The organism is Dyadobacter sp. 22481, assembly GCF_052044875.1.
Taxonomy (GTDB): domain Bacteria; phylum Bacteroidota; class Bacteroidia; order Cytophagales; family Spirosomataceae; genus Dyadobacter; species Dyadobacter endophyticus.
In genome coordinates this window covers 122,606-142,912 of sequence record NZ_JBQENV010000004.1, presented here as the reverse complement: position 1 = coordinate 142,912, position 20,307 = coordinate 122,606, and the positions used below count along the sequence as shown (strand labels likewise).

Here is a 20,307-nt window from a genome sequence, read left to right as displayed (position 1 = left end):
TATGACACGGGAAGAAAAAGCAGTAATTATTGACGAGTTAAGTCAGAAATTCGCCAGCACGCCGTACTTCTACATTACCAACGCAACCGGGATGACCGTGAGCGAGGTGAACACCCTCAGAGGCCTTTGCTTCGAGCGTGGTGTTGAGTATCGTGTTGTGAAGAATACATTGATTAAAAAAGCGCTTGAAACACTAGATACGGACTATTCTTCTTTCGACGAAGTGTTGAAAGGATTTTCCGGAGTAATGTTTCACCCGGAGTCAGGTAAAGTTCCTGCACAACTGATTAAGGATTTCAAAAAGAAATCAGGTAGCGACAAACTGAAGTTTAAAGGAGCTTCTGTGGATACTGCCCTTTTCGTTGGAGAAAGCCAGCTGGACGTTCTGATTTCTCTGAAATCGAAACAAGAACTGATCGGCGAAGTGATCGGATTGTTGCAATCGCCTGCCAAAAATGTTATCGGCGCTCTTACAAGCGGCGGACAGAACCTGGCTGGTATCCTCAAAACTTTATCTGAAAAAGAGGACTAATTTGAATAGCCAGGTCTAGCTCTCCGGGTTAATATTAAATGGAGCTTTTTTAAATCATCTTATTGTATAATCAAAAAAATCAAAATAAAAATGGCAGATTTGAAAGCTTTCGCAGAACAGCTTGTTAACCTTACGGTTAAAGAAGTGAACGAATTGGCTACAATTCTTAAAGACGAGTACGGCATTGAGCCAGCAGCAGCTGGTGCAGTAGTAGTGGCAGGTCCTGCTGGTGGTGGTAGCGATGCTCCTGCAGTTGAAGAAAAAACATCTTTCGATGTGATTTTGAAATCAGCTGGTGCAGGTAAACTTGCTGTTGTGAAATTGGTTAAAGACCTTACTGGTCTTGGCCTGAAAGAAGCGAAAGAACTCGTTGACGGCGCTCCAAAACCTGTAAAAGAAGGTGTTGCGAAAGACGAAGCTGACGCTTTGAAAAAGCAACTTGAAGAAGCTGGTGCAGAAGTTGAAGTGAAGTAATTTGCTCCACAGCATTAGAAAATAAATTCTACGGGAATAGGCCTGACAACCGTCAGGTCTTTTCCTGTTTTGTATACAAACCAAACGAAAAGCACTTTTTTATCGTTCTGGTTAAGGTGGTGACGAGTTCGCCCCCCATAATCTCCCCAAGCTGACTGCCCGAAACACTTCTTTACTCGTAGGAAAGGAGAACAGGGGCGTCAACTTTACTCTTCTACGAGGCATTAGATTAGGTTAAAACTAATTAGTTTTTCTGCTAACCCAAATCACACATAGCCTTGGCTACAATTAATCCAAAAACACCAAGAAAGAACTTCTCTCGGATTAATCAGATTATCGATTATCCTGATCTTTTGGGAATCCAGGTACAATCGTTCCGTGATTTCTTTAGTCTGGATACATCGGTTGAAGACCGTTCCGGAGAAGGATTGTACAAAGTTTTCGCTGAAAACTTCCCCATCGCCGACTCTCGTGAGAATTTCGTTCTAGAGTTCATCGATTACCTCCTTGAACCACCGAAGTATTCTGTCGACGAATCCATTGATCGCGGTCTGACTTACGCAGTACCTTTAAAGGCGAAACTGCGGCTGATCTGTAACGACGCCGATCATGAAGAATTTGAAACCATTGAGCAGGAAGTGTTCCTCGGGAACATTCCTTACATGACCGAACGCGGTTCGTTCGTAATCAATGGTGCTGAGCGCGTAATCGTATCTCAGCTTCACCGTTCACCGGGCGTGTTCTTCTCTATGAGCAAGCACACCAACGGTTCTAAACTATATTCTGCGCGGATTATTCCATTCAAAGGTTCCTGGATCGAATTCTCTACGGACGTGAATAACGTGATGTACGCGTACATCGACCGTAAGAAGAAGTTCCCTGTAACAACCCTTTTGAGAGCGATCGGTTTCGGATCTGATAAAGATATCCTCGACCTGTTCGGCCTTTCTGAGGAAATCAGCGCAACACCTGCTAACCTGAAAAAGGCAGTAGGACGCCGGTTGGCGGCAAGGGTTCTCCGTACATGGACTGAGGACTTCGTGGATGAGGATACCGGTGAGGTAGTTTCTATCCAGCGTAACGAAGTGTTGCTGGAACGTGACTCTTCCATTTCAGCGGATGATATCGATGTAATCCTGGAATCAGGGCAGAAGTCGATCATCATGCACAAAGAAGACATGAACGTAGCGGATTATAATATCATTTATAATACGCTTCAAAAAGATAGCTCAAACTCCGACAAGGAAGCTGTTGAGCAAATTTACCGTCAACTGCGTAATGCAGAAGCTCCTGATGAGCAAACTGCACGTGACGTGATCCAGAGCTTGTTCTTCTCGGATAAACGTTATGACCTGGGTGATGTAGGCCGTTACCGGATCAACAAGAAATTGGGATCGGATACCAGCCTCGACGTTCGCGTTCTGACAACCGGTGATATTGTTTCCATCGTGAAATACCTGATCGGTCTGATCAATGCGAAAGCGGTAGTCGATGATATCGATCACTTGTCAAACCGTCGTGTACGTACGGTGGGCGAGCAGCTTTATGCACAGTTCGGCGTAGGTCTTGCACGTATGGCGCGTACTATTAAGGAGCGTATGAACGTACGCGACAACGAAGATTTCAAACCTGTTGATTTGATCAATGCAAGAACATTGTCATCTGTAATCAACTCGTTCTTCGGTACCAACCAGCTTTCTCAGTTCATGGACCAGACTAACCCATTGGCTGAGATTACCCACAAGCGTCGTATGTCGGCACTTGGACCAGGTGGTCTTTCCCGCGAAAGAGCAGGTTTCGAGGTTCGTGACGTTCACTACACCCACTATGGTCGTCTGTGTACGATCGAAACTCCGGAAGGTCCGAACATTGGTCTGATCTCGTCACTTTGCGTATTTGCAAAAGTGAACGGTATGGGCTTCATCGAAACACCTTACCGTGTGATCGATAGTGCAGGTAAGCTGACCAACGAGCTGATCTACATGACAGCGGAAGAAGAAGATTCCAAATACATCGCGCAGGCGAATGCGTCTGTTGATAAAGAAGGAAACTTCACTGTTGAGAAAATCAAAACGCGTTTCGAAGGTGACTTCCCGATGGTGGATCCTTCGCAAGCATCGTATATGGACGTTGCTGCGAACCAGATCGTATCGGTAGCGGCTTCGTTGATTCCGTTCCTTGAACACGATGATGCGAACCGTGCCTTGATGGGATCTAACATGCAGCGCCAGGGGGTGCCTCTGTTGCGTCCGCAGGCTCCTATCGTAGGAACTGGTCTGGAACGCCGCGTGGCAATGGACTCCCGTGCATTGGTAGTAGCGGAAGGCAACGGCGAAATCGAATTCGTGGATGCGAAGAAGATCGTCGTTAAATACGACCGTACAGACGATGACCGCCTTGTTAGCTTTATCGACGACAGCGTTTCTTACGACCTCGTGAAATTCCGTCGTACCAACCAGGATACCTGCCTTAACCTTCAACCAATGGTTCTTAAAGGCCAGAAAGTGAAGAAGGGAGAGCCGCTTTGCCAGGGATATGGTACAGAAGGCGGTGAGCTTGCATTGGGCCGTAACCTTCTGGTTGCATTCATGCCTTGGCAGGGATACAACTTCGAGGATGCGATCGTAATCTCTGAAAAAGTAGTACGCGAAGATATCTTTACTTCGATCCACATCGAAGAATTTGAGCTCGAAGTACGTGATACCAAACGCGGAGAAGAAGAATTGACTGCCGAGATCCCGAACGTAAGCGAGGAAACTGTGAAGAACCTCGACGAAAACGGTATTGTCCAGGTAGGAACAGAAGTAAAAGAAGGTGATATCCTGATTGGTAAGATCACTCCAAAAGGAGAATCTGATCCTACCCCTGAGGAAAAACTGCTTCGTGCAATCTTCGGTGATAAGGCTGGCGATGTGAAGGATGCTTCGAAAAAGGCACCACCATCGATGAAAGGTGTGGTAATCGATACCAAACTGTTCTCCCGCCCAACCAAAGAAGAGCGTGCAAAACATAAGGACGAGCTTCGTCTGTTGATGAAAAAATACAGCCGCGATCTGACTGCATTGCGCGGTCGCGTGATCGATAAGCTGGTAACATTGACGGAAGGCAAAACAAGCTCGGGTGTAAAACATAAATTCGGCGACGAGCTGATCAGCAAAGGAATGAAGTTCAACGTGAGAAATATCTCCGAGAACCTGTTCCCTGCCAACAACCCGTACCGTGACGAAAGCCAGTATGCAGTTCCTGAGGAGGTTAACCTCATCGGAGACGTTCTGACCGACTCATGGACCGAGGACAGCAACGTAAACCTTCAGGTTTCATTGGTGTTGAAAAACTACCTGAATGCGCGCAGCGAAGTTATGGGCCGCTTCAAACGCGATCGTTTCGCATTGGAAGTGGGTGACGAGCTACCTGCTGGTATCGTGAAACTGGCGAAAGTATACATCGCCAAGAAACGTAAACTGAAAGTTGGGGATAAAATGGCGGGTCGCCACGGTAACAAAGGGGTTGTAGCCCGTATCGTTCGTGACGAAGATATGCCATTCCTTGAAGACGGAACACCGGTAAACATCGTGTTGAACCCACTTGGGGTACCTTCACGTATGAACATCGGTCAGATTTACGAAACCATCCTTGCATGGGCTGGTCTGAAACTCGGCCGCCGCTACGCAACACCGATCTTTGACGGTGCTACTGAAGCGGAAGTTGCTGCTGAGTTGAAAGAAGCAGGTCTGCCGGATTGGGGACGTACTTATCTGTACAACGGTCTTACTGGTGAGCAGTTTGACCAGCCGGTAACTGTCGGTCTGATGTACATGATGAAACTGGGTCACTTGGTTGACGACAAAATGCACGCGCGTTCTATCGGGCCATACTCGCTCATTACCCAGCAACCATTGGGTGGTAAAGCGCAGTTCGGTGGACAGCGTTTCGGTGAGATGGAAGTGTGGGCGCTTGAAGCGTTCGGTGCATCGCACATTCTTCAGGAGATCCTTACTGTGAAATCCGATGATGTGGTTGGCCGTGCCAAAGCGTATGAAGCGATCGTGAAAGGTGAAAACCTTCCGAAACCAAATATCCCAGAGTCATTCAACGTACTTGTCCACGAACTTCGCGGACTAGCATTGGAGATTACACTGGACTAATTTCTAGTCGTTGGCGCGGGTGACCGCGCCATAGAAATGCAAACAAATTAGTTTCGACTAACAGACAAACGACTCTTTATTATGTCTTTCAAAAAGAATAAAAAATTAAATAGCGACTTTTCCAGAATGACGATCAGTCTGGCGTCACCGGAGTCTATCCTAGAAAGCTCCTTCGGTGAAGTAACCCAGCCTGAGACCATCAACTACCGGACCTACAAGCCGGAGATGGGCGGTCTGTTCTGCGAGCGCATTTTTGGTCCTGTAAAAGACTGGGAATGCCACTGCGGGAAATACAAGCGCATTCGTTACAAAGGAATTATCTGCGACCGTTGCGGTGTAGAGGTAACCGAGAAAAAGGTTCGCCGCGAGCGCATGGGTCACATTGAACTGGTGGTTCCTGTTGCACATATCTGGTACTTCCGCAGCTTGCCGAACAAAATCGGTTACCTGCTGGGACTTTCTACCAAGAAACTCGACCAGATCATTTATTACGAACGGTACGCGGTTGTTCAGCCAGGTATCAAGGAAGAGGACGGCGTAAGCTACCTCGACTTCCTGACCGAAGATGAATACCTCGACATCATCGACAAACTTCCACGCGAGAATCAGTTGCTTCCTGACACGGATCCCAACAAATTCATCGCGAGAATGGGTGCCGATGCACTGGAAATGCTGTTGAGCCGCATTAAGCTTGACGAACTTTCTTACGAGCTCCGTCACCAGGCTGCTACCGACACTTCACAGCAACGTAAAGCGGAAGCTTTGAAGCGCCTGAAAGTAGTAGAAGCATTCCGTGATGCGAATACCCGTATCGAAAACCGCCCTGAATGGATGGTGATCAAAATGGTACCGGTTATTCCACCAGAATTGCGTCCGCTTGTGCCCCTGGATGGTGGCCGTTTCGCGACTTCGGATTTGAACGACCTTTACCGTCGTGTAATTATCCGTAACAACCGTCTGAAACGCCTTATCGAGATCAAGGCACCAGAGGTGATCTTGCGTAACGAAAAACGGATGTTGCAGGAAGCGGTTGACTCGCTTTTCGATAACAGCCGTAAAGTGAATGCGGTACGTTCAGAAGGTAACCGTGCTTTGAAATCACTTTCAGACATGCTGAAAGGTAAGCAAGGCCGTTTCCGTCAAAACTTGCTGGGTAAGCGTGTCGACTACTCTGGTCGTTCGGTTATCGTGGTAGGTCCTGAATTGAAACTGCACGAATGCGGTTTGCCAAAAGATATGGCGGCTGAACTTTTCAAGCCGTTCATTATCCGTAAGCTGATCGAGCGCGGAATCGTTAAAACTGTAAAATCAGCGAAGAAGATCGTAGACCGCAAGGATCCTGTGATCTGGGATATTCTCGAAAACGTACTGAAAGGTCACCCGGTATTGCTTAACCGTGCTCCGACACTTCACCGTTTGGGTATCCAGGCATTCCAGCCTAAACTGATCGAAGGAAAAGCGATCCAGCTTCACCCATTGGTTTGTACGGCATTCAACGCTGACTTTGACGGTGACCAGATGGCGGTACACGTACCGCTGGGTCAGGAAGCCGTATTGGAAGCGTCTATGCTCATGCTTTCCTCGCACAACATCCTGAACCCTGCCAACGGTGCACCGATCACGGTACCATCTCAGGACATGGTTTTGGGTCTGTATTATGTGACCAAAGGACGTGTAAGCACAGAACAATACCCGATCATCGGAGAAGGCAAAATCTTCTACGGTCCTGATGAAGTTATCATCGCGATCAACGAAGGCAAGCTTTCAAAACATGCGAATATCAAATGCCGTCTGCGCGTACGCAACGACGACAATACATTTGAAACCAAACTGGTTGACACCGTAGCCGGACGTATCCTGTTCAACCAGGCCGTTCCTGAGGAAGTGGGTTATATCAACGAACTGTTGACTAAAAAGAAACTTCAGCAGATCATCGGTTTGGTATTCAAACAGGCTGGTGTGGCCCGTACAGCACAATTCCTTGACGAAATCAAAGAACTTGGTTTCCAAATGGCCTTCAAAGGTGGTTTGTCAATGGGATTGGACGATGTAATGGTTCCAAGTGAAAAAGAAAAACTCATCGAGCAGGCGAAAGCCGACGTTGAAAACGTCTGGAACAACTACCTGATGGGTTTGATCACCGAGAACGAACGTTACAACCAGGTGATCGATATCTGGACGCGCGTTAACTCACGCATTACAGAAACGTTGATGAAGCAGCTGGAATCAGACAAAGGCGGATTCAACTCAATCTATATGATGATGCACTCCGGAGCCCGCGGTTCCCGCGAGCAGATCCGTCAGTTGGGTGGTATGAGGGGTCTTATGGCCAAGCCTCAGAAAAACATCGCTGGTGGTGCGGGTGAAATCATCGAAAACCCGATCCTTTCTAACTTTAAGGAAGGTTTGGACGTTTTGGAATACTTTATCTCTACCCACGGTGCGCGTAAAGGTTTGGCCGATACAGCGTTGAAAACTGCGGATGCGGGTTACCTGACCCGTCGTTTGCACGACGTTGCACAAGACGTGGTAGTAGTGGAAGAAGACTGCGGATCGCTCCGCGGTATCGCGATCTCTGCATTGAAAGATAATGAGGATATCGTAGAGCCATTGTCAGAGCGTATCCTTGGTCGCGTAAGTGTACACGATGTATTCGATCCGTTGACCAACGAATTGATCCTTACATCAGGACAGGAAATCACAGAAGAAATTGCTGCTTACATTGACGAGACGGCTATTGAAACTGTTGAAATCCGTTCGGTACTGACTTGCGAAACCCGCGATGGTGTTTGTGCAAAATGCTACGGACGCAGCTTGGCGTCTGCCCAGATGGTGAACATCGGTGAGGCAGTTGGTGTAATCGCTTCCCAGTCAATCGGTGAGCCAGGTACACAGCTGACACTCCGTACATTCCACGTGGGGGGTACGGCTTCCAACATCTCTGTTGAAGCCAACATCAAAGCGAAATTCGACGGTTTGATCCAGTTCGAAGACCTTCGTTTAGTACAATCTGTTAACTCAGAAGGCGACGAAGTAACAGTAGTAATGGGCCGTTCAGGTGAAGTGAAAGTTGTTCACCCTGAAACGAAACAACTCCTGATCTCGAACAACGTACCTTACGGTGCACATTTGCAAGTGAAAGAAGGCGACACCGTGTTTAAAGGACAGGAACTTTGTACCTGGGACCCTTATCACGCGGTAATCCTTTCTGAATTCACCGGAACTGTTTCCTTCGACGCTATCGAGGAAGGTATCACATTCCGTGAAGAATTTGACGAACAAACAGGCTTCCAGGAGTCGGTGATCATTGAAACGCGTGACAAAACCAAAAACCCGGCTATCGTGGTGAAAGGTAAGTCTACCTTGTTGAAAGATCAGACAGAAAAAGGTTATAACCTTCCTGTGGGTGCACGTTTGGTTGTGAAGGCAGGTGCAGCTATCAAGGCTGGTCAGCCGCTGGCGAAAATCCCACGTGTTGTTGGTAAAACACGCGATATCACGGGAGGTCTGCCACGTGTGACCGAATTGTTCGAAGCACGTAACCCATCGAACCCAGCAACGGTTTCTGAAATCGACGGTGTAGTATCTTATGGTGGCGTAAAACGCGGTAACCGTGAAATCCATATCGAATCGAAAGACGGAACACAACGCCGTTACATGGTACCTCTTTCGAAACACATCCTCGTTCAGGATGGTGACTTCGTAAGAGCCGGTGACCCGCTTTCCGATGGTGCTATCACGCCTGCGGATATCCTTTCTATCAAAGGACCAACCGCGGTTCAGGAGTACCTGGTGAATGAGATTCAGGAAGTATACCGTCTGCAAGGTGTGAAGATCAACGATAAACACATCGAGTGTATCGTACGCCAGATGATGCAGAAAGTGGATATCCTGGACGCTGGTGACACCAACTTCCTCGAAATGCAGGCTGTCGACCGCGTGGTATTCCGCGAGGAGAACGACAAGATCCTGGATATGAAAGTAGTTGAAGACTCTGGTAGCTCCGAGACACTGAAGCCAGGTATGATCGTTTCGGTTCGTCGTTTGCGCGATGAGAATTCAAGCCTGAAACGTCGTGACCTTAAACTGGTTACTGCCCGTGATGCGCAAGCAGCAGTTGCGAGACCTACCTTGATGGGTATCACACAAGCTTCTTTGGGTACTGAAAGCTTTGTTTCCGCGGCTTCATTCCAGGAAACAACCAAAGTACTGAGCGAAGCGGCTGTTCGTGGAAAACGCGACGAACTGAAAGGTTTGAAGGAGAACGTGATCGTTGGTCACCTGATCCCTGCCGGTACAGGTATGCGTCAATACGAAAACCTGATCGTAGGGTCGAAAGAAGAATACGATGCGCTGTCAGATTCTCGCGAGAGACAATCCCGCAAGAAAAAAGAGTTGGCGTAATCCGACTGAATATGAGTAAGCAAAGAGCCGGCCTGCAAATGCAGGACCGGCTCTTTGCTTTCCAAGCCGGGCTTTTCCAAGCGCGGCATTTTTAGTAATTTCCCCATTAAATTCGATAGCGCAGCTATTTAAAACCAGCAATGAAAGAAGAAAACAAGGAAAACGAACAACAGATCAATGTGGAACTGTCGGAAGAAATGGCAGAAGGTGTTTATTCCAACCTGGCGATGATCGCCCATTCCAACAGCGAATTCATTCTTGACTTCATCCGCCTCATGCCCGGCGTGCCGCGCGCGAAGGTGAAAGCCAGGATTATCGTAACCCCGGAGCATGCCAAACGCCTCGTAGCCGCATTGCGTGATAACATCCAGAAATACGAGGACCAATACGGCCCTATTCAAAATTCACAGGATAGCGAGCCTACATTCAACTTCCCGATCAGTTTTGGCGGTCCCGGCGGCGAGGCTTGATCATTTATTTTTGATGATTTTCCAGGACCGTTTACTGCCATTTTGAACGGTCCACAAAATATACGTTCCCACGCTCAGCCTACTGATATCCCATTCGGTAAGCTTCTCACTAATTTGCATGGAATCCACGATAACACCTTTCGAGTCCGCAATGTGGTATTCGAATGGCTTGTTATTTTGGTTTTCAAATTCGAGTAAGATCTTACCCGCACTTGGATTCGGATAAACTTTCACCCCAGGCCACGATGGTTCGGCGACCCCTGTAATCAGATTAGCCTGAATCTGAATACTATTGCCCACATTCCGGCTGTAACAATGCTTGTCTCTCAAACCGCTGATGGTCAGGTTTTCGCCAAGATAATTATGCAGAACATATGGCCGGGAATAATTGGATAATTCCGTAGAAACTGAGTCGCCGTTCCAGATTGTGAACGCCCACGGTTTTTCTCCGGTCAATTGGATGTTAACCGTGGCGGTATCTACCAACGGTCTCAGGACCGACTGGGTCACGGACATCGTAAAAAGCGGCAAACCGTGAATTACCACGCGCAATGCATTGCTCGAATTGACCTCCGGCTCTGCGCTTTTTACGCGTATTTCGACCTCCGGCCCTGTGACTCCATCAGGAATAATGAAGCTTATTTTGTTGCTGCTGGCAAAGACGTTAGGCACCGATTCAGTGTCCCCGTTCGCTTTTTTCAACACAACGGTAAATGGCTTGGTGGCATCTACTTTCCCTCCGACATTCATTGTCACCGTAACGCTGTCATTCACACAATACTCTGCTTTATCGGTCTCAACCAGGTCGAGCTGTGTCGCGGTCAGCCGTGCCACGCCATACTGGCCTGTAAGCCAGATATGATCATTTTCGCCGGGAACAATGTTGGTGGCAATATTGCGAAAGGGAATATCCGACCCCACTTTTTTCCAAACAGAACCATCGTATTTAAACACGCGAGTTTGTTCCCCGTCCGACAGCACATAGAAATTCCCGGCACGATCGCTCGCGATGGCCTGGATGGTACCGCCTGAAAATGGGACATCCCATGGTCTTAGAATCGACCATTTTTGCTTATCCCAAAATGCAAGCCGGTAGCCATTGAAACTCGGATCGTACTGCATGATCATCAGCTTTCCGTCCTTTCCGAGTACAAATTGTTCCATATTTGCCAACAATTCGGGGTGGGTGAAGGAATTGATCCGCGCTGTCTCAGCACCGGATGAGGGATCCGCCAATATGATCTCTCCGAGGCCGGTATTGCTGTAAACCAATATCCACATCTTACCGGCCGTAATCGCAACTTTGCGAAAATTCCAGCCATAATCTACTGTTTTGAAAGGAACAAGCGTATGATTTTCTTCCTTGTAAATGGTGTTACTATTCCAGTAAATCTTATGTGATGGACTGAAATCCAGGAAATAATCGGAGGAATAGAACCGGTTTACCGATGCATTGCTATCGGGCGTGTCGTCGACGAGTTCAACCCTGCGAAAGTTGGAATTACTTTCCTGGCCTATGATATGCAGTTTGAGGCTGTCATCTGTCTGCATTGTAACGGCCGCAGATGTAAAGCCGATCAGGCCGTCGGTGTTTTTCCGGTTGAAGACTTTATAGGAAAGATCTTCATTGTTTAACCTGATATAACCATTGCTTTGGGATGTCAGCCATAAGTTTTCGGCTGTGGCGGCAATTCTCGGATAAGATTGATCGAAAACACCTGGGTCGAGGCTTGATAAAAATGTAAGATTGCCCGGTAAAGACCGGCTGCCGGTTTTAAAAGGGAACGTATAGTCTATAATTTTTTTAAGCGGGAAATTCGGACTACTCAGGTTCCATTCTTCAAGTCTGAAATATAGCTGACTGTTCGCGGGCAGATTTGACACAACATCGCTTACCGTTCCAAAATTCGAATACTCCTTCTTGACAATCGGATGGGTAAATGATTGATTATCGGCGATTGTGATATTCAGTTTTGAATACGGAATCATCGGAAAGTAGCAGAAAGGAAAAGAGGTAGGCATGTTTTCAGAGACCGGGACATACAGTTGATATCCGGGAGTAGGATTGACGGAGAAGAAGCCGGCATCGGACCACTTGCCTTTGTCCTGATCGTTGAATGCCCGGACGCGCCATCTGACAGTCATCGGATAATCGGGCGTATAATAAAAGGCCGAGGAGCTTGAAGTAGCGGAAAAGTATGGGTAATCGAATGAAACATCGTTGATACCGGCCGTTTGGATTTCGTAACCCGTAGCGCCGGAAACTTCTGAATAGGGTAACAGAAAAGGTCTGCCTTGTTGGGCGATCGGGGATGCTTCCGGTGCAGCAACGTCCGGAGGAGGAAGCTGTCCCGCACCTATTGTCATTTGAACAGGCTCCGACCATGCAGAACTTCCCAGTGTATTCAGGGATTTAATTTTAAGATAAATGGTTGCGCCCTGGGCAAAGTCTTTCACATGAAAACCGTTGAACGGAACGGAAACGGTTTTACTGCCGGTGAAGTTGGGATTGTCGGCATAACTGACTTCGTACGACAACGCATTGGTGATCACTGGCCAAGTCAGAAAATCGCCTTTCGAAACTTCTGTATTTGCACTCAATTTCGGAGTTTCCGGAGCGGAAGTGATTTTTGAAAACGCATTATCTGCATGATTCCGCATGATCGCCTGGGAAAGGGGGTGGAACGTGGGTTCCCAAATGCAGTAGCTCATAAGGGTGCCGGACCTGTCGGTAAGCACTTCAATCGCCTTGTCGTAACAACCACCCTCCGGACTTGAACAGAAGTCGATAGGACCTCCCGGCCAGTAACAGCTATGCGTATGGGGCGACGCAAAATTGTGCCCGAATTCATGCATCATCAATTGCGGCATCCCCAGCATCGAAACACTCGTAACACCTCCTATATAAGCTACCCCCGACGCATTGCCGGTAACCGGTTTGGTGTAGAAATAGGCGCGCTTGTCGAAGTTCGGCGCTGCGGGAGGAAGGTTGGTCAGAATGTCGAGCAGGGAAAAGATATTCTCGCTGGCTGCAAACGGATCAGTGTCGGGATTTTTGAATATCCGGATATTCGTCACGAGCATTCTGGTATTGATTTCCTTCTCGTACACTTCCGAGACCTTTTCAATGTCTTCCAATACTTTTCTAAAAATGACATTAGTGTCCTGCTCGAACTTGACAAAAGTCTTGTAATCCACTTCAATATGAATGCGGCAGATATTCATTTCCCCGGCGCCTACCCTGGCTTTTTGCTGTCGCATGATGGCAGGTAACCTTGCCATGTTGCGGAGCACATCCTGCGGTATTGCATCGTCACTTGTCCCGCAACGCACCGGTTTTTGCTGAGCGATGGCACTGGAAAACGCAAGGAATGTGAGTATTATAAGGTAGAAAAGGCGCATAGCGATGGAAGGGAGTTAACTAATATTATTCTAAGTAACCAAAAATGCGTTAGAATGAATGAGTTTCGGTTTTTTGTAAGGACACTGAAAGCTGTTCACGCCGTTGTATCCACCGGTTAAGAAAAGTAAACTTTTGAAATCGTATACTTCTAGTGGGATAATCCTGTGATAACAAGCAACTTTGCCACAATTTGACTAATTTAGGTATCTGCTGCCCTCACGCGATTATTTCTAAACTCAATTTATTCACCATGGCATTGTTCAAATTATCAATCAACAACCGTGCATACAGCGCAGATGTGGAGGGCGACACTCCGCTGCTGTGGGTATTGCGCGACAATCTGGGCCTTGTGGGTACCAAATACGGATGCGGGATCGCCCAATGCGGTGCCTGTACGGTTCACCTCGATGGCAAGGCGGTCCGTTCCTGTGTGTTACCGGTATCATCGGTAGGTAAGGCGAAAGTGACAACAATCGAGGGACTATCCGAAAAAGGCGACCACCCGGTTCAGAAAGCCTGGGACGAGGTGGATGTAGCGCAATGCGGCTATTGCCAGGCCGGCCAGATCATGACCGCCGCGGCGTTCCTCAAAGAAAAACCCAAACCGACCGAAGAAGAAATCGTCGGGGCGATGAGCGGCAACCTGTGCCGTTGCGGAACTTACCACCGTATACGCGAGGCAGTGAAAGTAGCAGCCACTAAAACCAACTGACCATGAGCACAATCAATCAAGCATCGCGTCGCGACTTCATGAAGATCGCGGCAGCGGCCGGTGGCGGTTTGTTCCTGGGTTTTAACTGGTCGGATTCGACGGCAGCACCAGTGGTGGTCGACGCTCAGCAGATCGCCGCGGGATCGGTGAAGTTCAATAGCTATTTGTCAATCAGTTCGGACAACAGCATTACCATCGTTTCTCCAAACCCGGAAATCGGGCAGGGTATTAAAACGGCATTTCCTATGGTGGTTGCCGAAGAGCTGGACGCCGACTGGAAACTCGTAAAAACGGTACAAGGCAAATTGGATAGCGCACAGTTTGAACGCCAGGTAACGGGCGGTAGCGGTGCCGTTCCGCATTCGTGGGAGCGCCTGCGCAAGGCAGGCGCGACGGCGCGTTTCCTGCTCGTGAATGCAGCAGCGGCCAAATGGGGTGTTCCGGCTTCGGAAATCACCACTGCGGATAGCAAGTTGCTTCACAAAGCATCGGGTAAGTCGGCTAGCTATGGCGAATTTGCGGAGGCAGCCGGCAAGTTAACCGCGCCAACGGACATTAAACTGAAAGACGAAAAGACATTCAAACTGATCGGCCAGTCGGTCAGGAATGTTGACAACAAGAATATCGCAACGGGCAAGCCGCTTTTTGGCCTTGATTTCTATCGCGAGGGAATGCTTTTCGCAATTATTCAGCGGCCAAAAGCCTTTGGGTTTAAATTAAAATCGGTGGACTCGGCGGCTGCGAAGGCAATGCCGGGTATTGTGGACGTGGTTACTTTCGAAAACAGTGTGGCGGTAGTCGGTAAATCGACCTGGCAATGCAAAAAAGCACGCGAGGTACTCAAAATCGAGTACGAAAAAGCAGCCGACCTCGAAAGCTCGGAAGACCACAACCGTATTTTCTCTAACCTGATGGATAATGGCGAAGCGACTGTCCGCCGTAAAAATGGAGATGTGGAAGCGGCATTCAAGAGCGCTGCCAAGGTTATCAAGGCAGAATACCAATGCCCGTTCCTGCCTCACAGCCCATTGGAGCCAATGAACTTCTTCGCGCACGTACGCGAGGACGGCGTGGAGCTCGTAGGCCCTACGCAGACACCCGACCGCGCACGCGGGGAAGCGGCCAAAATCACCGGCCTTCCTCCTGAAAAAATCACTGTCGAAATCACACGGCAGGGAGGCGGATTCGGTCGCCGGCTTTCGGCCGACTTTGCTATTGAAGCCGTGCACGTTTCTAAACTGGTAAAAGCACCTGTGAAGGTAATCTGGACGCGGGAAGACGACATGACCGGCGGTACTTACCGCCCCGCCGTTCGTTACCGTTTTGAGGCTGCATTGGATAAAAACAATGAACTGATCGGCTACAAGCTACGTGGTGTCGGCATTAACTCGGGTAATCCTACCCGGGAGGATAACTTTCCGTCGGGCTCTGTCGAGAACCTGCTGATTGACTCCGTGGAGCATAAATCTGCGATCACGACCGGCCCGTGGCGCGCTCCTATTACCAACTTCCTGGCCTATGCCGAGCAGTCGTTTATCGATGAAGTGGCTGAGGCGGCTGGCAAAGACCCGGTGGAATTCAGGCTTGCACTTTTGGAAAAGGCTAAAAAATCACCGGCTGGTGAGGTAAAATATGATGTAGACCGGATGATCGCGGTGATCAAGCTGGCGGCTGAGAAAAGCAACTGGGGCAAAAAGAAAGGCGTTCATCAAGGCTTTTCCGTTTATTTCTCGCACAGGTCGTATGTGGCGCAGGTAGGGGAAGTGGTGGTTGAGAAAGGCAAGCCTGCATTGAAGAACATTATTGCGGCGGTCGATTGCGGCATTGTGATTAATAAAAGCGGCTCGTTGCAGCAGGTACGCGGCGGAGTAGTGGACGGAATCGGCCATGCGATGTACGGCAATATGACTTTCAAAGGAGGCACGCCGGACCAGAGCAACTTCAACGGCTTCCGGCTGATCCGTATGAACGAAATTCCCGAGGTGGATGTGCATTTTGTGGATAACGGTATATCGCCGACCGGCCTCGGAGAACCGGCATTGCCTCCTGCCGGAGGTGCGGTAGCCAATGCGTTCTACAAAGCCACCAAGCAACGGCTTCGGAATCAGCCTTTTATTAATGAAGAGGCATTTAAAGGGATTTCGTAAGTATTAAATATTGCAAATTGTAAGACAGTAAGGTGAAAATGTGATACCGCATTTTTATCTTACTGTTTTTATTTACGTTCTTCCTAAACCATTGAAATACAAATGAAAAAGATCGTTACGCTGTTTTCTGCTTTGCTATCCCTCGGTATAGCCGCATTTACGGTTGCCGACTTCCCCGAAACCGATATATCCAACGGGTTAATCAAAGCCAAGCTCTATCTGCCGGATGCGAATGAAGGCTATTACCGTGGTGTGCGATTCGATTGGGCGGGTGTGGTGCCCAGTTTGGAGTACAAGGGCCATACTTACTTCGGGGCATGGAACCAGGCACCTTATGACCCCAAATTGCACGACGCGATTATGGGGCCGGTGGAAGAGTTTACGCCATTGAATTTCGACGAGACCCAACCAGGGGAGCAATTCGTGAAGATTGGCGTAGGTGTTTTGACTAAGCCCGATGACAAAAAGTATTCGTTCGCGACGAATTATACGATTAAAAATCCTGGCAAATGGTCGGTAACGAAAGGCAAGGACCAGGTTGCTTTTGCCCATGAATTAAAAGATGAGACTGGTTATGGCTACAATTATCACAAGACTTTAAAACTCGTAAAAGGCAAACCGCAGCTCGTTTTGGAACACACTTTAAAAAACACCGGCTCCAAACCCATTGTGGCAAGCACCTATAACCACAACTTTTTCATGATCGACAACGAGCCGTCGAACGAGAATATCCGCATTGTGTTCCCTTTTGAAGTGAAGGGTGAGGGCAAAGGTTTCGGGAGCATTATCAATGCAAATGGCAAAATGCTGAACTACTCGCGGGAGGTTGTCAGGGGCGACCAGGTTTTCAGCGCCGGTTTGCAGGGTTTCGGACCTACGGCGAAGGATTACGATATCCGCATTGAGAATACCAAAACGAAGGCAGGTGTGAGGATAACCTGCGATCAGCCACTGGAAAAGCTGGTTTACTGGGCATGTCCAACCACCTCGTGTCCCGAGCCTTACATCAGGATCGCCGCCCAGCCGGGGCAGGAGATCAAATGGAAGGTGACTTACGACTTTTACACCTTTTAACGTAGAGCGGCTGGATTTTTCTAAATTCGCACCGCATTTCAACAAACTAGTCAATGGGTTCGCATAAACACCTGGATAAAGCATCGGCTGCCGGCCTTTTAGTCGCATTAGGGATTATTTACGGAGATATCGGTACATCTCCCCTTTACGTAATGCAGGCCGTAATCGGTACCAATAAAATTACGAATGATGTAGTGTACGGTGCCGTGTCGTGTATATTCTGGACGCTTACGTTACAAACGACCATCAAGTATGTGATCCTGATTCTCAGGGCCGACAACAAGGGTGAAGGCGGGATCCTCGCGTTATTCGCCCTGGTACGGCGGCGGGCAGCGTGGCTGACGGTTCCAGCCATCATCGGCGCAAGTACCTTGCTGGCCGACGGGATCATCACTCCACCCATTTCGGTATCGTCGGCCGTGGAAGGCTTGCGTATACTTTATCCCGACATTCAGACGATACCGATCGTGATCGGTATTCTGACGCTGCTGTTCATCATTCAGGTATTTGGAACAACCATTGTAGGACGTGCATTTGGTCCCGTGATGATGATTTGGTTCGTGATGCTGGCCGTGTTGGGTGTTTCGCAGGTGATCGATCATCCCGAGATCATGAAATCGCTCAGTCCGGTTTATGCCTACCAACTGCTCGCGAACCATACTGGCGGTTTCTGGATGCTTGGCGCTGTTTTCCTTTGTACAACAGGCGCAGAGGCGTTGTATAGCGACCTCGGGCACTGCGGACGGGGCAATATCCGAATCAGCTGGGTTTTTGTAAAAACCTGTTTGATCCTCAACTATTTCGGTCAGGGAGCGTGGCTTATCGTACATTCGGGCGATCTGTTGAATGGGCGGAAGCCTTTTTATGAAATCATGCCCGACTGGTGGCTGTTACCCGGGATCGGTATCGCGACAATGGCTGCCATTATTGCCAGCCAGGCTTTGATAACCGGCTCCTTTACACTCATTTCCGAGGCTATCCGTCTTAATTTCTGGCCAAAAGTAAGACTCGTTTACCCGAGCGACAAGAAGGGCCAGCTATATGTGCCGAGCGTGAACTGGCTGCTTTGGGCAGGTTGTATCGGCATTGTATTGTATTTCAAGGAATCCTCGTATATGGAAGCCGCGTATGGGCTTGCGATCACCCTCACGATGATCATGACCACGATCCTAATGTCGGTGTACTTGTATGTAAAACGGGTAAGCAAATGGATGGTAGCCGTTTTTCTGGTCATTTACCTGGCCATTGAAGGTTCATTTCTCGCCGCCAACCTGTTGAAATTCACACATGGCGGCTGGGTATCGCTCGTACTGGCAACCGTCATTGGGATGGTGATTGCTGTTTGGCTGAAAGCGTACTATATCAAGCTGCGCCTGACGGAATTTGAAAGCCTGGAAAAATACATCGGTAAGCTGAAAGAACTGAGTAACGACATTAGCATACCTAAATATTCGACACACTTAATATTCATGTCGAATGCGGCGCGCGAGAGCGAGATCGAGACCAAAATCATTTATTCAATCTTCTATAAACGTCCGAAACGTGCTGATATTTACTGGTTTGTGCACGTGGAAACCACCGACGAACCTTACACAATGGACTACCATGTGAATATCCTGGCGGAGGACGATGTGATCAAAGTGACGTTCCGTCTCGGCTTCCGGATCGAGCAGCGCATTAACCTTTTCTTCCGTAAAGTGGTGGAAGATATGGTGCTCAACAAGGAGGTGGATATTACCAGCCGATACGAGTCATTGAGCCGGCAAAATATCACAGGTGACTTCCGTTTCATCGTACTCGAGCGTTATTTGGCACTGGAAAACAATCTGCCTTTCATGGAGGAGCTGATTATGAAAATCTATTTCGGAATTAAAAGCACCACCACTTCGGAAGATAAATGGTTTGGGCTCGACAGCAGTTCGGTGAAGGTAGAGAAGGTGCCCCTGGTACTGACGCCTAGCCAGAAAATCCGGATGAAAAGAGTATATAGTTAGGAAATTGAATGCGAAGTATTTCAAAATAAAAGTTTCATTCCAAAACCATCACTTACCCAACGGTTTATCGCCCATTTTGGGTAGATCGGTACGCATTTTGGGGATGGGCCGTAGCCGGGCAGCTGGCTGGCTTCTGGAACGCTTTTAGTGCAAGCAGGCACCTATGTTATGGGTAACTTTTGTTCACTAAACCAGAATGAACGATGAAATATCTTGCATGCATATTCACAATGCTACTCGGGATTACCGGAGCATTTGCGCAGAACCCGGCTACACCCGCGCCGTCTGTGCCACAGCCAGTACCGCAAACAAGTCCTGCCCCAACGACAGCACCTGAAACGAAGCCTGAATTCAATTCGCCACAATCCCCAGCCCGGCCAGCCCAGGTGCCATCCGAAGATACGCTTATCAAAGGACAAAAAAGTTCGGGAGCGGTCATACGAGACACGCTGATGCCTGCTGACAATAAGCGAAAAGACCGCTCGGAACGCCGTAAGAACCGCAAAGGAACCGTAGAAACCGGTGATACTACCTCACCGCAGCCTCAAACCGACCCAGCCAGAAAGCCCTGACACCAGGCGACATTACGTAAAAAAGCCCGGAACCATTTCCGGGCTTTTTTACGTAATGTCGGGAAGAGAGAAACGACTTCTCGGGATTAAAGTGTTTGGTTTAGAGAAGGATAGGCGTGGATCTCGGCCTGGCGGTAGGTGGCCGGTTCCAGGTCGTCTTCCCAAAATGGCTGTGTGACCACGGCTTTGTTCTTATTAACCCAGGTACACCAAACCTTTCCACTGAAAATCCGCCGGGTGAGAGGAAGAGAAGTCGATCCGTTCTGACTGGCAGTGGTTTCGACGACCTGATATTCGTCAACCTGCATCAGCTGGCTCCCGCCTTTTTCTTTCACCCAATCGTCTTTCATGAACTTAAAAGTATCCATCGGTCTTGTGGT

At 48.6% G+C, this 20,307-nt stretch carries 12 protein-coding genes; 10 read left to right on the top strand and 2 right to left on the bottom strand.

The window, feature by feature from the left end; all coding sequences use genetic code 11:
• Window position 1 precedes the first annotated feature (1 nt).
• The 5 genes from rplJ to ACTJJJ_RS26565 all read left to right on the top strand — a co-directional run bounded on the left by rplJ (window position 2) and on the right by ACTJJJ_RS26565 (window position 10,025).
• A complete protein-coding gene (gene rplJ, locus ACTJJJ_RS26585) occupies window positions 2-532 on the top strand; it encodes a 50S ribosomal protein L10 (protein ID WP_090381982.1) in 531 nt (176 codons plus the stop codon).
• 90 nt (window positions 533-622) lie between these two features.
• The gene (rplL, locus tag ACTJJJ_RS26580; protein WP_019944912.1) at window positions 623-1,006 is read left to right on the top strand and encodes a 50S ribosomal protein L7/L12; all 384 of its coding nucleotides are present in this window, start codon (window positions 623-625) and stop codon (window positions 1,004-1,006) included.
• A 278-nt stretch (window positions 1,007-1,284) separates the two neighbouring features.
• On the top strand, window positions 1,285-5,151 hold the full coding sequence (gene rpoB / locus ACTJJJ_RS26575) for a DNA-directed RNA polymerase subunit beta (RefSeq protein WP_440703557.1): 3,867 nt from the start codon (window positions 1,285-1,287) through the stop codon (window positions 5,149-5,151).
• A gap of 81 nt (window positions 5,152-5,232) precedes the next feature.
• Window positions 5,233-9,555 (top strand): DNA-directed RNA polymerase subunit beta', encoded by a 4,323-nt coding sequence (gene rpoC / locus ACTJJJ_RS26570; RefSeq protein ID WP_188938517.1) that lies wholly within the window; start codon window positions 5,233-5,235, stop codon window positions 9,553-9,555.
• A gap of 140 nt (window positions 9,556-9,695) precedes the next feature.
• Complete coding sequence (locus ACTJJJ_RS26565) at window positions 9,696-10,025, top strand: DUF3467 domain-containing protein (protein WP_041736494.1); 330 nt, start codon at window positions 9,696-9,698, stop codon at window positions 10,023-10,025.
• On the opposite strand, the gene ACTJJJ_RS26560 is transcribed toward ACTJJJ_RS26565, so the two are convergent.
• Window positions 10,026-13,427 carry a M12 family metallo-peptidase gene (locus ACTJJJ_RS26560; RefSeq protein ID WP_440703556.1) on the bottom strand — a complete coding sequence of 1,134 codons (3,402 nt, stop codon included), beginning with the start codon at window positions 13,425-13,427 and terminating at the stop codon, window positions 10,026-10,028.
• A 251-nt stretch (window positions 13,428-13,678) separates the two neighbouring features.
• Between ACTJJJ_RS26560 and ACTJJJ_RS26555 the strand changes: the two genes are divergently transcribed.
• From ACTJJJ_RS26555 to ACTJJJ_RS26535, 5 genes are all read left to right on the top strand, one after another.
• Window positions 13,679-14,140, top strand: coding sequence for a (2Fe-2S)-binding protein (locus tag ACTJJJ_RS26555; RefSeq protein ID WP_188938515.1), 462 nt, complete (start codon window positions 13,679-13,681; stop codon window positions 14,138-14,140).
• Between the two features lie 2 nt (window positions 14,141-14,142).
• Window positions 14,143-16,287, top strand: coding sequence for a molybdopterin cofactor-binding domain-containing protein (locus tag ACTJJJ_RS26550; protein WP_440703555.1), 2,145 nt, complete (start codon window positions 14,143-14,145; stop codon window positions 16,285-16,287).
• A 102-nt stretch (window positions 16,288-16,389) separates the two neighbouring features.
• Complete coding sequence (locus tag ACTJJJ_RS26545) at window positions 16,390-17,361, top strand: hypothetical protein (protein ID WP_440703554.1); 972 nt, start codon at window positions 16,390-16,392, stop codon at window positions 17,359-17,361.
• 53 nt (window positions 17,362-17,414) lie between these two features.
• Entirely contained in the window at window positions 17,415-19,355 is a 1,941-nt protein-coding gene (locus ACTJJJ_RS26540) for a KUP/HAK/KT family potassium transporter (RefSeq protein ID WP_188938512.1), read from the top strand.
• 203 nt (window positions 19,356-19,558) lie between these two features.
• Entirely contained in the window at window positions 19,559-19,927 is a 369-nt protein-coding gene (locus tag ACTJJJ_RS26535; RefSeq protein ID WP_426292256.1) for a hypothetical protein, read from the top strand.
• A gap of 86 nt (window positions 19,928-20,013) precedes the next feature.
• On the opposite strand, the gene ACTJJJ_RS26530 is transcribed toward ACTJJJ_RS26535, so the two are convergent.
• Window positions 20,014-20,295 carry a hypothetical protein gene (locus ACTJJJ_RS26530; RefSeq protein ID WP_229223285.1) on the bottom strand — a complete coding sequence of 94 codons (282 nt, stop codon included), beginning with the start codon at window positions 20,293-20,295 and terminating at the stop codon, window positions 20,014-20,016.
• Window positions 20,296-20,307: the final 12 nt, after the last annotated feature.